Source organism: Nonomuraea roseola (assembly GCF_039535395.1).
Lineage (GTDB): Bacteria > Actinomycetota > Actinomycetes > Streptosporangiales > Streptosporangiaceae > Nonomuraea > Nonomuraea roseola.
The window spans coordinates 3,217,152-3,230,516 of record NZ_BAAAXC010000015.1; the positions used below are offsets into that span (position 1 = coordinate 3,217,152).

Sequence of the window (13,365 nt, forward strand, 5' to 3'; positions counted from 1 at the left end):
GGGGACACGTGACCTGCGTGGAACGCCCCTAGCCGGCCGGCGTGGACGCCGGAGGTTCAGCCTCTGTCAGGGGGTCGCCGGTCGGGGCGGGCTTGCCCTTCCCCGGGCGGTCGTAGATCCCGACGGCCCACCTGCCTGGTACCTCGCCGACCTTGGCCGACAGACGCTCCCGCACTTCGGGGTTCATCAGCTCCCTGGACAGGGCCGTCTCGTCGCACCCTTTCGACTTCACGAGCGGCCGGCAGCCCGTGACGGCTTCCGCGACCTCCCGGACCGGGGCGTCCGCGGGAAAGACCCAGACCTGCAGGGACTGCGGACGCTTCAGCCAGCCGGAAGGCGCCGAAAGCCGGTCGTGATGCCCGCCCACCGACTCACCGCAGCGCCCGGCCGAACCGCCCATCTCACCGCCCTTGAGCTTGCCCCTGATGACCACCCACGCCTGGGGATCGTCGCAGACCACCGTGTGCCCGGTGGAGAGGCTGGTCGGCGTGAAGGTCACCGTCCTGGCCACGCCCATCGTCTCGAACCGCTGGGAGTCGATGAGGGAAAGGTCGAATTTCACTGCCCCCAACACCACGGGAAACCTCTCGGGCAGCTTCGGTCCTGGCTCGACCTGGGCCGAGTCCACAGGACGCTGGGCGACCGACGTCTCACCAGGGCCGGGCGGTCCGGCCGGGACCCGCTCGGCCGGCACCTCCCCGCGCCAGCGCCTGCGCCACCACGACGCGTGGGTGTTCACGATGATCCGGTAGACGTACGGGTCGGGGTTGCCCTCGATCCGCCGCCAGGCGACCCAGGCCTTCGCCAGCGCGGTCTGCACCAGATCCTCGGCCGTGCCCCAGTCCCGGGCGAGGAGGTACGCCATCCGGCACAGCCCGAGATACCGGTGCGCCACATACTCGGTGAACCCGTCGTCCATCCATCAACTCCGTCTCGTTGTCTCCGGCGATGACTACCGCCTGGGAGGCGCTTTCGGATGACAGGCGACCGCGACCGGTGACAGACTCGACAATATTATGTAGATCGGTCTACATTAATCTCATGGCAGTCAAAGGGGATCAGACGCGGACCCGGTTGATCGACGCCGCCCGCACTCTGGTCGAGGCGCGGGGGTACTTCGGCACCGGACTCAACGAGGTGATCGAGGCGGGCAGGGCCCCTCGGGGGTCGCTGTACCACCACTTCCCCGGCGGCAAGGACCAGCTGACCGCGGAGGCACTCTCCGTCTCCGCCAGGGAGATCGACGAGCTGATCAGGAGCCTCGCGGACGGTGTCACCGACACCAGGGAGCTGATCGAGGCGGTTCTGGACGCGCTGGCCGACCGCATGGAGGAGGCCGGGTACGCAAAGGGATGCCCGATCGCCACGGTGGCGCTGGAGGTGGCGGCGACCAACGCCTCGTTGCAGCAGGTCTGCGCGGAGGCCTACGACGGCTGGGAACGGGCGCTCGCCGACCGCCTGGTCGCCGACGGCCACGGCCATGCCGAGGACCTCGCGTGCTCCTTGCTCGCCCTCATCGAGGGGGCGCTCGTCCTGGCCCGCGCCCGGCGCAGTCGCGTGCCCATCGAGCGGGCACGACGTTCTGCGGCGGTCCTGCTCGGAGCCTGAGAAGACGGCCGCGGCGGACGGGGGAGGCCCGCCTCAGGCCCGCGGAAAAGTCACCAGGTTTCCATTTGTCCATAAAATATGTAGATCGGTCTAGAGAGGCGTTCATGGCGAAGAAGCCCGAGACCCTGGTCGTCGGTGCCACCGGCCTCATCGGCCGCTGGCTCACAGCGGAGTTGCTCACGCAGGGACGGGCGGTCGCCGTGACCGTCCGCGGCGGGTCCGCCCGAGGTGCGGAGCTGCGCACCTGGCTCCGTGAGCACGACATCGACGAAGGGGCGCTCACCGTCATCACGGCAGACATCACCCAGCAGGGGCTCGGGCTCGACCCCGGTGACGGGGAGCGGCTGAGTTCCGTACGGGACGTCTTCAACGCCGCCGGCGTGTACCGCTTCGGTCTGGGTCGCGAGGAGGCCCGGCGAGCCAACGTCGACGGTGCCGTGAACGTCCTGCGCTGGGCTGGTACACGCCCGGAGCTGCGGCGCGTGGTCCACATCTCGGGGTACCGCGTCGGGGCCGCGGACCCGCTCCCTTACCCCGCTCCCGAGGACCGGCTGGCCCGGCTGTACCGGCGGTACGGCTCGTACGAGGCGTCGAAGCGCGAGGGCGATGGCGCGGTCCGGGCCATCGCCGCGCACGAGGGCATCCCGTTGACCGTGGTCAATCCCGCCACCGTGATCGGGCACTCGAGGACGGGCGAAGCCGGTCAGTACCTCGGCCTGGCCGACCTGGTCGAGCAGCTGTGGACGGGGCGCCTCCCTGCGCTGGCCGGTACGCGACGCACGTTCGTCCCCGTGGTCACCGTGGATCACCTCGCCCGCTTCCTGGCCGCCGTCCCAGAGCACGACGATGGGCCCTACCGCGCTCACTGGCTCCTGGACGACGCCACCCCACCGCTGCCCGACCTGGTCGCGCTGCTGGCCCGCCACCTCGGGGTGCGCGCGCCCCGCGCGGTGCTGCCGGTCGGCCTCGTACGGCGGCTGCCTCGCGCGCTCACCGGAGTCGACCCCGAGACGCTGACCTTCCTGTCCGAAGATCGCTACGACACGTCGTCAGCCGATGCGCTGGCCAGGGCCGCCGGGCTGAGCCATCCGCCTGTGCAGGACGCCGCGCGCCGCTGGGCGGACCGGCTCGTCGCGGAGCGGTTCGGCCGCGCCCAGCGCCGCTGAGCGGCGGATTCCTCGCGCCCCTCACCAGCAGGCCGGTCCTCGTCGCCCACTCGGCGGGCACCGCGCCCGCCCTGCGCCACGCCCACGCCCACCCTGAACGGGTCGCCGCTCTGGTCCTCGTCTCGCCCTACTTCCTCCAGCGGCGCCCCCGGTGGCACCTGCGCGCACCCGCGCTCGTCGGTCCCCTCATCCGGACGGCTTCAGCCCGGCGGCTCGGCGAGGTGCTGCTCGGTCCTGCCGTCACCGACGCTTTCGACCCGCTCGTCGGCGACGCCTCCGATGCCGCGGTGACCATCGTCGCCGGAGCCGGCCATCACCCGCAGCTCAGTCATCCCGCCCACGTGGCCGCGGTCGCGAGTCGTGGCTCCCGTCCGTGAGTGGAGCCCCTTCCTGCCGGGGCCTACGGCGTACAGCCCTCGAACTCCGGCACGAAGGCCGACAGTTGGAGACCGCTCGCGCCGAACCACTTGTCCAGGAGCCTGGCCGCGGTGCCGTCCTGGTACATGTCCGTGATGGCCCGGTTGACCTGCTCGCACCCCTCCACATCACCCAGGGGCAGGGCGATGCCGTACCTCTCGGCGGTGAACGGCGCGTTCACGATGGCGAACGCGCCGCGCTCGCGGACGGCGAACCCGGCCAGGATCAGATCTCCGGTGGAGACGGCTTCCACGGCCCCCGATCTGAGCAGGTCGACGCACTCGCCGTAGGTCCTGGCGGGAACCAGCACCGCGGCGATCTGGTGCCCGTCGACGATGCGTGAGGTGGAGATGGACCCCTGTGCCTCGCAGAGCCTGCGCCCCTTGAGATCACGCACGTTCCGGATCCTGCCGTATCCCGCGCGGACCAGAATGTCCTGGCGAGAGACGTAGTACGGCCCGGCGAACGTCACCTGCCTCTTGCGTTCCGCGCTGATGGAATAGGTCGCGACCACCATGTCGGCCGCCCCTTCGCGCAGCTTCGCCTCCCGGCCCTCCGAGGTCGTCGCGACGAAGGAGACCTTCTTGCCCAGCCGAGCGGCCACATAGGCGGCCACGTCGACATCGAAGCCCTGGAACACCCCGCCGCTGGTTCTCACGGCCAGGCCAGGCTGATCCGACTTCACGGCCACGACCAGCTCGTCGTCGTCCAGGATCGACCTGGCGCCGGCGAGGTCGCCGCCGCAGCCGGACAGCAGCAGCGCCGCGGCGACGGCCGAGACAAGCTTCCGCATGAGCCCCTCCAGGGGCTCAGCGTAGGCAGGGCCGGTGACGTGCCGGTGAACGGCGCATGGCCGTGGATCAAGAGGTCTCCGGGCCGAACAGACCGATGGTCAGCTCTCGGCTCGTTCCAGCGCCTGCCGTACCAGCAGGTCGTCCCGCCCGTGCGGGGCGGTGGTCCAGCGGGTGAGGGCGTCGGCGTCGCCGTGGGACAGGACCCTGCCGCGCAGCCGCTGGTGCAGCCGGTCGCGCAGCGCCTCGACGCCTTCGGCCCGCGACGACGGCAGCAGCGGCCCCCGGTAGCGGTCGAGCAGCGCGCCGACGCTGCCGGTGGCCAGCTCGTCGTCCAGGGTGAGGAAGTCGGCCACCGTCTGCCCGAGCAGCCGGTACGGATCGGAGGCCAGGCGGTAGCCCAGGACGCGGCGCAGCCGGGTCATCTCCGCGCGGACGGTGACCGTCTTGCCGCCCTGCCCGTACGTCAGGCGGGCCAGCGCGTCGGCGGTCAGCCCTGCGGGATGGGCGGCCAGGAGCACGACGAGCTCGCTGTGCCTGGCGCTGAGCTCGTGGGCGACGCCGTCCAGGCGGATCCACGCGCGGTCGCGGCCGAGGGCGTGCAGCAGCAGGGCCTCGCTGGTGCTGTCGACGCCGTCGGTGCAGTGGACGGCGAAGGGCCCGCTCGCCGACAGCCGTTCGAACACCACCCTCCGGCCGTCGGGCAGCGTCGCGGGGCCCTCGCGGGGCGGCGACGGCCAGCGCTGCGGCAGCCAGCCGCCCGGCGAGGCGTGCAGCACGCGGCCGTCGGTGCCGACCAGCGCGCTGTGAATGCCCTTGTGGCGCATGACGTGTTCGAGATAGCGCATGCGCAACCGCTCGTCCTGCTGCCTGGTCTGCTCGCCCAGCTGCGCCTCCGCCAGCCGCGCGGCCGCCGCGACCAGGGACAGCGACAGCGAGTTCGCGGCAGAGGTGGGACAGGTCACGTCGATCGCGCCGAGCAGCTCGCCGGTGACCGGGTTCCTGATGGGGGCGGCGCAGCAGGTGAAGTCCGTCGCGACCGAGAGGAAGTGCTCGGGGCCGCGGACGCGGAACGGCCGGCCCAGCGCGAGCGCCGTCCCCACCCCGCTGGTGCCCGCCTTGCCCTCGCTCCACAGCGCGCCGGGCACCAGGTGCACGTTCTCGGCCAGCCTGCGCGCCGATCGGTCGCCCATGACCCAGAGCAGGTGCCCCGCCGAGTCGCTGGCGAAGATCAGATGGCCCGGCTGGGTGGCCGCGTCGCGCAGCGTGCCGAGCAGCGTGGGCCAGACCGAGGCCATCGGATGGTCGCGTTGCAGCCTGCGCACCCGGTCGTCCTGCAGCTCGATGGGCGGCAGCGAGCGGTCGGGGTGGACGCCCTGCAGGCGGGCGCGATCCCACGACGCACGTACCTCCGGGCGTACCTGCGCAGGTCGTTGGCCACTCAGCGCGCTCTCGCGAGCGCGGGCCAGCCGTCGCGTCGAGTCGTCCATGATCTCCTGACGAGAAAGCTAGTACCGATTGCAACCCCTATGCAACGCGGCCGAAACCCTTGGGAGGCGAAGGGGCATAGCGGATAGTCGTTACGGCCCGGACATTTCAACTTGTTGGAGAGACAAGATGTCATACCTGGAGTTGGCGGACGGTGTGCCGCTTTACTACGAAGACCATGGTTCTGGGCCCGCCGTGCTGCTCATTCACGGGTGGACGATGAACAGCACGTTCTGGGGACAGAACGTAGGCGCGCTCAGCGAGTCCAATCGGGTCATAACTGTAGACCTGCGCGGGCATGGTTTGTCCGGGAAAACAGATGATGGCCACACTTTGTCGCAATACGCGCGCGACATTCGCGCCCTGCTGGAGCATCTGCAGGTGCGCGACGTGTCCATGGTGGGCTGGTCGATGGGCACCGCGGTCATCCTGTCGTATGTCCAGCAGTTCGGCTGCGACCTGCTGCGGTCGGCGGCCTTCGTCGACCAGTCGCCGAGATTCCTCGACGGGGAGGGCTGGGACTTCCCGCTGCTCGGCGGCTACTCCACGACCGACCTCGCCGTCTTCGCGCAGGGTGTCCGGTACGCCAGGCCGAGCGTGATCAAGCCGTTCATCGCCGCGTGCTTCGCCGAGACTCCGCCGGACGAGGTGATCGACGCGGTCTACGCCGAGACCACCAAGATGGCCACGTCGGCGGCCCTGTCCATCTGGTACGACATGGCCTACGCGGACCTGCGCCCCGTCCTGCGGGAGCTCTCCGTCCCTACCCTCCTGATGTACGGCGCCCGCAGCAAGATCTTCCCCGGCGATCTCGACGAGTGGCTGGCCGGCCGGCTGCCGAAGGCACAGGTGGCCAGGTTCGACCACAGCGGCCACGCCCCGTTCAGCGAGGAGCCCGACAAGTTCAACCAGACCCTGGGCGCCTTCCTGCGTTCCTGACGCAGGGCCCTGGACCATACGCACAAGGGGGAGAGGACGTGTCTCGACCGACCCGCGGGTGGCGGAGCAGAAGGAGCGCGAGGTGACCAGGATCGCTCCCGCCGACACCGTCGACCTGGCCCGGCTCGACCAGGAGCATCAGCTCGTCCGGCTGCGCGACGCGCTCATCCTGCTGGGCGTCAACGCCGAGCTCAGGGACAACAACACCGCGCTCATGGTGCACAGGCCCGCGCCCGGCCTGCCGATATGGGTCTTCGTCGGCTATGGCGGGGGCAGTTACTCCTGGCAGAACGCCAACAAGCGGCACCCGGTCGACGACCCCCAGGGAGCGGCCGCGGTCCTGGCCGACCACGTCGCCCGCTAGGCGCGACCCCATGACGTGACGGCCGCTCCGCGCACCGCAGCGCGCGGGGTGGCCGTCACCGCTTCCGAAGCCGAAGGAGCGCCACGAGGCCGTGCGCCAGGGCCCCATCGTTGTCATCCCGGCTCATCGTCTGTGACTGCCCCGGCGTTCACCCCCCACGCCCGGGGTGTGGACGCCTGCTCACCTGGCGTTGCGGTAGGTGACCGGTCAGCGGCCTGCGTGGAGGTGTGAACCTCTCGGCGGCTTGCCCGACCTTCGCTCGTGACAATCCGCTCCATCTCTTGTGGCGGCTGACCGCGCTACGCGGGTTGCGCCGCGGTGAACTGGGCGGATGTCGACCCTGCCAATTCGTCACCCATTGGACCTTCAGCCCGTATCTCATATCTGTCCCCATAGGATTGACCGGCCACAGCGCCTACGAGCCGATGAAGGATGGGTGTGGGGGTTGGACGAGTTCAGTGCGACGCTCAACGAGCTCACCGAGGAGTACGAGCGACACGCTCGCCTGGTCAAGGACGCGTACGGCAAGCTCAACGAGCTGGAGGCCACTGTGCGATCAGGCGACGAGATGGTCACGGTGACGGTGAGTGCACGCGGGCAGGTCAAGGCCATCGAGCTTGATGCGAGGGTCTACCGCAGGCTGCCACCCTCCGAGCTCGCGCGCACGATCACGGAACAGCTCAACCGCGCCGCCGCCATCGTGGCGGACCGGTCGAAGGAGCTGATCAGCCCGCTCATGCCCGACGGCGTGCCGTACGAGGAACTTTTCGGTGAGGGTGTGGATCTCGACTCCCTTCTTCCCGGGCCGGGCGCTGCATGAACCATGAGGGCTACTCCGCGGAGTGGCAGGACCTGCGGCGGGAGGGCGCTTCCACCAGGGAACGTCATGCCAAGGCGTCATCGGCCAAGAGCACGCTGCGGGCGGCCTTGGACAGAGATAGGACCGCCCTTGGAAACGATCATTACGGCGTCGAGCTGGCCAGACAGCTGCCCGCGATCGAGCAGGGTATCTACGACGCGTTCGACGCCTATCTCCACGAGCTCGAGGGCACGAGCAAGGGACTGAACGCGAACGCCACCAACTACGAGACGGCCGAGCACGCCAATCTGGCGGATCCGTGATCGCCGTTCACTCGCTCTTCGCGGTGACACCGATGGCCGTCGCGCATGCCGTTTGACGGCTGCGTGGTGCCGGAAGCGCTGCGGCCGTACATCGACTGGGTCACCGGCATGGCCTGGCCTGAAGGGGACCCACAGGGCTGTTTCCGCATGGCCGACGCCTGCGTGGTCGCGGCACATCAGGTGGTCGCCGACACTGAGGCGGCTGATCCGGCCACGGCCCGCATGGTCGGCGAGTTGTGGGACGGCGCCGCCCAGCAGGAGTTCGTCATTCACGTTCAGCGGACGGTGGGCGGACGGCGAGCGGACCTGGTCCAACGGCTGATACGCGCGGCGATCTCGTTGAACGGAGTGGGCGTGGCGATCCAGCACGCCCAACGCATGATCACGTTGATCGTGCTCTTCCTGCTCATCGCGCTGCCGCTGGTGATCTGGCAGGCGCCATGGGCGCTCCGGGCGTTCCTGCAGGTTGCCAGGATGAGTGCGGTGCAGATCCGTAACACCACCGTGATGTACATGATTGCGTTCGGCGCCTTCGGCGCGGCGCTGACCTTCCTGACGCGGTACACGCAGCGCGAGGGTGGCCGGCTGGACGAGATCGACGGCTATGAGCTACTGATCAGTGCACGCGACGGAGCGATCAACGGGCTGCTGACCGGGCTGCTGGGCGGCGGGCTCGGGCGGCTGGCCACCCCCGCGTTGCGCGCCGGCGTGGCGCGCGCGGAGGCGACGTTGGGCGAGAACCTGCTGGCACGCCTGACGACTACGCTGCCCGGCCAGTCATTGCAGTACGGCATCGCCGGGTCGGCCACTACCGCGATCAGCATGGTGCTGGACGGCAGGCCACTGGACTGGGATCTCATCGTCAAAGGTGGCACCTCCGCGGTACTGGGCGTCGACGGCCAGCATCTGCTCGGCCCCCATCTGTCCCCTCGTCACGCCGAAGGTGGCGGCGCATCCCCGCCTGGTCGCTCTTCGGATGGGATGCCTGACGCCGGGCCTCCACTCGGCCACCAGGCCGCCGGCGCTTCCGCGCCCGGCGTCCATCGCGCCGAGGACGGTGCGCGTCCGGACGGTACGCCCCCCACCGGCCTCGCGCAGGCCGCCCCTGACGGCCTCGCCCACACGCCGCGCGGAGAACAGCCCGGCACGCCGGGCCCTTCCGCTCGCGGTCCACAGATCGAGCCCATCTCACCGGTCGTGGCCGCGCGTCCTGACCCGCCGACGGTCACGCCCGCGCGAGACCAGCCGGCCGGCGGCCCCCCGCACCAGAACCGTGGTGGGGGAGATCCCTGAGGTGCCCGTCCGCCCTCCAGCCGCCGCGCCTCACCGCGCCATCCACGAGACGGCTCCAGCACACGCCGTCCCGCAGGAGGGCGGCGGACGCACCTCAGCGACCACCGCCGACCGCACCGCCGGCGTCGACGGCTCCAAGGACCGCGCCCCGGGCGTCCACTCCGTCGAGGAGCGTCTCGCCGGCGACAATTCGGGTCGGGCAGGCGATGCGAACGGCTCCGGGCACGCCAGGCCCACGGTCGACGACCTGATCAACCGGTCGATCGACCCGCCGGCCCACCGCGAGACGGCACGAGCCGACGAACCCGAGGGACTGGAGGTATGGGACGGCGGCTGGGAGCAGCCGGGTACCCGGCTCGCGGACTCCGAGCAGGTGCTCCCGCCCGCACCGCAGGCCCAGACGCGGGCGTCGGGGGACGGCTGGACGCGTGAGGCACCGCTGCACACAGTGGAGGGCCACCGGCACCTCGACGACGCCAGGAACGCACTGGCCGAGGGAGATGTCGCGGGCGCGCGGGCGGCCGCCGACGCGGCCAGAGCCGCGGCGGAGCGGGCGCGTCAGTCTCCCGAGATGCTCGAGCACGCCCGTGCGCGCGCGGAGCACAACGCCCGGCAGGCCGAGCGGATCGCCGACTTGACGGAATGGATACAGCGGGACGGTAGCGTCCCGAGGGACAGATTGATCGCGTTCAGAGATCTCGGGGTGAATCTGGAGATCTCCCTCTTCGGGGAGCACGAGCGGAGGGACACCAGCGTCTTCTACGACGAGGGGACCAACACCCTGCACGTGCACCAGGAGATGAAGTGGCGCTCGGTGAACGAGGACTTCGTCCGCTACCTCAAACACGAGTTCCACGGAGCACTGGCCGACCGGAGCTTCCGCTCGCAGGAGGTCACTGACTGGGACGGCCTGTCCCAGTGGAGCGAGGGCGCCGCCCGGTTCCGTACGGATGGTGAATGGGGCGACTGGGTCGCCCAGCACATGACTCCGCAGTCCGGGGGGCTCACGGGAGCGCAAAGGGACTCGCTGTACACCTACAGGGAGACAGCCGGGTACGGACCGATCAACCAACCTTTGCGCGGGCACGGGGAATTGTCGCCGGAGGCGGCGGCGCACGTCACCAACCTCGACGCGGCGATGCTGCACTCCGTCGTACCTGCAGACGTCGTGGTGACCAGACAGGTTGGGGCCGACGCCTTCGATCGTCCGCTGGACCGTCTCGAAGGAACGACGCAGCGGGATCTCGCATACCTGTCGACGTCCACCGGCAAGAATCCCCTCCATCTGATCCATTTCGCTACTATCGAGAATCTGGTCAAGGTCTGGCTCAGACTCCCCGCGGGCACGCACGCCGTGCACCTGCAGGGAGTGCACCCGCATGTCGACGCCCTCTTGGGACCTACCACCGAGTTGCTGCTCGACAGGGGGACGCGGTATCGGGTGGACAAGGTGCTGTTTGAGGACGGCCAGTACAAGGTGTTCGGTACCGTCTTGGAACAGGGAGACTGATCATGAATTCGGCATGGGACAACCCTGAGTTCCACACCGTCGACGCCCCGGACGAATGGTCGTGGACAGCGGCGGGCGCGATCAGATGCGTCCCTGTCTCGCGCCAGAGCAGGCTTCTGGGCTATCTATGGGCCGCCCTCAGAGAGGAGGCGGCGGGATTCGTGCCCGCCGGGTCCGCGACGGCGCACGGCAGAAACGCGGCCATCGCATGGGCGAAGCGCTTGCGCCAGGCCAAGGCCGCGAACGACTCCCCGCTCGCGGCCCTGGAGCGATGGGCCGACGAGCCCGAAGACCCGCTGTGCGGGATGGTCCCAACCGGTCAGTGGGAGGAACTGTCCTCGCTGGCCGCGCTCGACGAGCGCGCACGGCGGAGCTGAACCCGCACCACCCATGACCCCCTCGACGTTCCCGGGCTCTTCGCAAGGGTAGAGCTGCGGTATTGCGCATGGTGGGGCCACAGTGGGACAGCGACGACCGCCGTGCCGAGCGGGACGAGCCCGCAGCCTGACGCCCCCGCACCGGCCTGTCGACGGACCTTTCCGGGAAGATGGCCGGCGGCAGGCGGTGTCGAATGACGTGAGGAGTCGGCGATGACCATGAACGCGACCGGAGGCGAGGGCACGTTCGCCGAGCTGGGGCTGCGATCCGAGCTCCTGGACGTACTGTCCGCATTGGGTTACGAGGAGCCCACTCCGATCCAGAGAGAGGCGATCCCCCCGTTGGTACAGGGGCGCGATCTGCTGGGGCAGGCGGCGACGGGCACGGGGAAGACCGCGGCGTTCGCCTTGCCCGTGCTCCAGCGGATGCTCCACTCCGGTGGTGACGCCGGGCCGGCGACGCTGGTGCTCGTGCCCACCCGGGAGTTGGCCGTTCAGGTCTCGGAGGCGTTCCATCGGTACGGCCGCATCCTGGGCACCCGGGTGCTGCCGATCTACGGCGGCGCGCCCATCGGCAGGCAGTTGCAGGCGCTCAGGCGCGGGGTGGACGTCGTGGTCGCGACACCGGGACGGGCTCTCGATCACATCGGCAGGGGGACGCTCGACCTGGAGGGTCTGCGCACCGTCGTGCTGGACGAGGCGGACGAGATGCTCGACATGGGGTTCGCCGACGACATCGAGGCGATTCTCGCGGCGACCCCCGAGGATCGCCAGACCGTGCTGTTCTCCGCGACGATCCCGCTGCGCATCGATGGGATCGCCCGCCGTCACCTGCGCGACCCGGTTCGGATAGAGATGGGGCACAAGGCGGCGGAGGGGCGCCAGACGACGCCGCTGGTGGAGCAGAGCGCGTACCTGGTCGCCAGGGCGCACAAACCCGCGGCGCTCGGCCGCCTCCTTGACATCGAGGCGCCGACAGCCGCGATCATCTTCTGCCGTACCCGTGACGAGGTCGACCAGCTCACGGAGGCGATGAACGGACGCGGCCACCGCGCCGAGGCCCTGCACGGCGGCATGGAGCAGGAGCAACGCGATCGAGTGATGTCACGGCTGCGTGCGGGGACCGCTGACCTGCTCATCGCGACCGACGTGGCGGCGCGGGGCCTCGACATCGAACAGCTGACCCATGTCGTCAACTACAACGTCCCCTCCGCGCCGGAGGCGTACGTACACCGCATCGGCAGGGTGGGCCGCGCCGGCCGCGAAGGGGTGGCGCTGACCCTGGTGGAGCCGCGCGAGCACCGGATGCTCAAGGCGATAGAGCGGGTGACCAGGCAGCGGATCCCGGTGGGGAGACTGCCGACCCTCGCCGACCTGCATACGCGCCGGATGGAGCTGACCCGGGTCGCGCTGGAGGAATGCTTGCTGCGGGACGACCTGGAGCACTTCCGCGTCCTGGTCGAGTCGCTCACCGACGAGTTCGACCTCATGGAGGTGGCGCTCGCCGCCGTCAAGCTGGCGCACGAGTCCAGCGGCGCCGCGCTCGACGAGGAGGAGATTCCCGAGGTGGCCCCGCGGACCGTGGACAAGCGGCGTGGGCAGCGGGAGACCGCCAGGGACGGCGAGCGACACGCCCGCACCCCGGCGGGTGGAATGGCCCGCCTGTTCTTCAGCCTGGGGCGCAGCGCGGGCATCCGGCCGCAGGACCTGGTCGGTGCGATCGCCGGCGAGTCGAGCCTGAGCGGGCACGACATCGGCGCGATCGAGATCGCCGACCGGTTCTCGCTGGTGGAGGTGCCGCAGTCCGCGGCCAATGAGGTGATCGCCGCCCTCCAGCGTACCACGATCAAGGGGAGGCGGCCGACCGTCCGCCGCGAGCGTGACACGCGCAGCGGACGAACACGATGACGAGGCCGCTCACAGTGGCCTGATAGCCGAAGGACTGGGTGCTTCGATGAAACAGAGCGGAGGGATCCGATGATCGCCAGAATCTGGCACGGTGCCACCCCGATCGAGAAGTCAGCGGACTACCTGAGCCTGATGCGCGACGTCGCGCTCCCCGACTACCGGTCGACTCCCGGTAACCGGGGCGCGTACGTGTTGCATCGCGAGGACGGAGGCGTCGCCCACTTCATCACGCTGACCTTCTGGGACTCCGAGCAGGCGATCGCCGCCTTCGCGGGCGACGACGTCACCCTCGCCAAGTACTACGACTTCGACGGCGACTACCTGCTGGAGAAGGAGTTCCGTGTGACCCACCACGACCTGTACGACCGGTGAGCGTCCCCGC

Annotated in this window: 15 protein-coding genes; 11 read left to right on the plus strand and 4 right to left on the minus strand. The window is 69.9% G+C overall.

The features are described from left to right. Positions 1 to 28 precede the first annotated feature (28 nt). A complete protein-coding gene (locus tag ABFX55_RS38680; protein WP_346128116.1) occupies positions 29 to 919 on the minus strand; it encodes a sigma factor in 891 nt (296 codons plus the stop codon). 122 nt (positions 920 to 1,041) lie between these two features. On the opposite strand from ABFX55_RS38680, the gene ABFX55_RS38685 reads away from it, so the two are divergent. Both ABFX55_RS38685 and ABFX55_RS38690 read left to right on the plus strand, forming a co-directional pair. Continuing rightward, positions 1,042 to 1,608 carry a TetR/AcrR family transcriptional regulator gene (locus ABFX55_RS38685; protein WP_346128118.1) on the plus strand — a complete coding sequence of 189 codons (567 nt, stop codon included), beginning with the start codon at positions 1,042 to 1,044 and terminating at the stop codon, positions 1,606 to 1,608. A gap of 104 nt (positions 1,609 to 1,712) precedes the next feature. Continuing rightward, on the plus strand, positions 1,713 to 2,774 hold the full coding sequence (locus ABFX55_RS38690) for an SDR family oxidoreductase (protein WP_346128119.1): 1,062 nt from the start codon (positions 1,713 to 1,715) through the stop codon (positions 2,772 to 2,774). A 200-nt stretch (positions 2,775 to 2,974) separates the two neighbouring features. Here the strand turns inward: ABFX55_RS38690 and ABFX55_RS38695 are convergent, their stop codons facing one another. The 3 genes from ABFX55_RS38695 to ABFX55_RS38705 all read right to left on the minus strand — a co-directional run bounded on the left by ABFX55_RS38695 (position 2,975) and on the right by ABFX55_RS38705 (position 5,472). After that, positions 2,975 to 3,106, minus strand: a complete 132-nt coding sequence (locus ABFX55_RS38695) for a hypothetical protein (protein WP_346128121.1) — start codon at positions 3,104 to 3,106, stop codon at positions 2,975 to 2,977. 68 nt (positions 3,107 to 3,174) lie between these two features. Continuing rightward, positions 3,175 to 3,984, minus strand: a complete 810-nt coding sequence (locus tag ABFX55_RS38700) for a glutamate ABC transporter substrate-binding protein (protein ID WP_346128122.1) — start codon at positions 3,982 to 3,984, stop codon at positions 3,175 to 3,177. A 99-nt stretch (positions 3,985 to 4,083) separates the two neighbouring features. Beyond that, positions 4,084 to 5,472 carry a GAF domain-containing protein gene (locus tag ABFX55_RS38705; protein ID WP_346128123.1) on the minus strand — a complete coding sequence of 463 codons (1,389 nt, stop codon included), beginning with the start codon at positions 5,470 to 5,472 and terminating at the stop codon, positions 4,084 to 4,086. 127 nt (positions 5,473 to 5,599) lie between these two features. Here ABFX55_RS38705 and ABFX55_RS38710 point away from each other — a divergent pair, with 127 nt between their 5' ends. From ABFX55_RS38710 to ABFX55_RS38750, 9 genes are all read left to right on the plus strand, one after another. Then, positions 5,600 to 6,409, plus strand: coding sequence for an alpha/beta fold hydrolase (locus ABFX55_RS38710; RefSeq protein ID WP_346128125.1), 810 nt, complete (start codon positions 5,600 to 5,602; stop codon positions 6,407 to 6,409). A gap of 82 nt (positions 6,410 to 6,491) precedes the next feature. Then, positions 6,492 to 6,773: a hypothetical protein gene (locus ABFX55_RS38715; protein WP_346128127.1), complete on the plus strand. Its 282-nt coding sequence runs from the start codon at positions 6,492 to 6,494 to the stop codon at positions 6,771 to 6,773. Positions 6,774 to 7,218: 445 nt separating this feature from the next. Continuing rightward, a complete protein-coding gene (locus ABFX55_RS38720) occupies positions 7,219 to 7,593 on the plus strand; it encodes a YbaB/EbfC family nucleoid-associated protein (protein ID WP_346128129.1) in 375 nt (124 codons plus the stop codon). After that, on the plus strand, positions 7,590 to 7,895 hold the full coding sequence (locus ABFX55_RS38725) for a hypothetical protein (protein WP_346128130.1): 306 nt from the start codon (positions 7,590 to 7,592) through the stop codon (positions 7,893 to 7,895). The genes ABFX55_RS38720 and ABFX55_RS38725 overlap by 4 nt, the downstream gene beginning before the upstream one ends. Before the next feature lie 45 nt (positions 7,896 to 7,940). Continuing rightward, positions 7,941 to 9,188 carry a WXG100-like domain-containing protein gene (locus ABFX55_RS38730; RefSeq protein ID WP_346128132.1) on the plus strand — a complete coding sequence of 416 codons (1,248 nt, stop codon included), beginning with the start codon at positions 7,941 to 7,943 and terminating at the stop codon, positions 9,186 to 9,188. After that, complete coding sequence (locus ABFX55_RS38735; RefSeq protein WP_346128134.1) at positions 9,172 to 10,698, plus strand: ADP-ribosyltransferase; 1,527 nt, start codon at positions 9,172 to 9,174, stop codon at positions 10,696 to 10,698. Before ABFX55_RS38730 ends, ABFX55_RS38735 begins: the two co-directional genes overlap by 17 nt. Before the next feature lie 2 nt (positions 10,699 to 10,700). After that, positions 10,701 to 11,075: a hypothetical protein gene (locus ABFX55_RS38740; protein ID WP_346128135.1), complete on the plus strand. Its 375-nt coding sequence runs from the start codon at positions 10,701 to 10,703 to the stop codon at positions 11,073 to 11,075. Positions 11,076 to 11,288: 213 nt separating this feature from the next. Next, entirely contained in the window at positions 11,289 to 12,983 is a 1,695-nt protein-coding gene (locus ABFX55_RS38745) for a DEAD/DEAH box helicase (RefSeq protein ID WP_346128136.1), read from the plus strand. Positions 12,984 to 13,052: 69 nt separating this feature from the next. Beyond that, positions 13,053 to 13,355, plus strand: coding sequence for a hypothetical protein (locus tag ABFX55_RS38750; RefSeq protein ID WP_346128138.1), 303 nt, complete (start codon positions 13,053 to 13,055; stop codon positions 13,353 to 13,355). Positions 13,356 to 13,365: the final 10 nt, after the last annotated feature.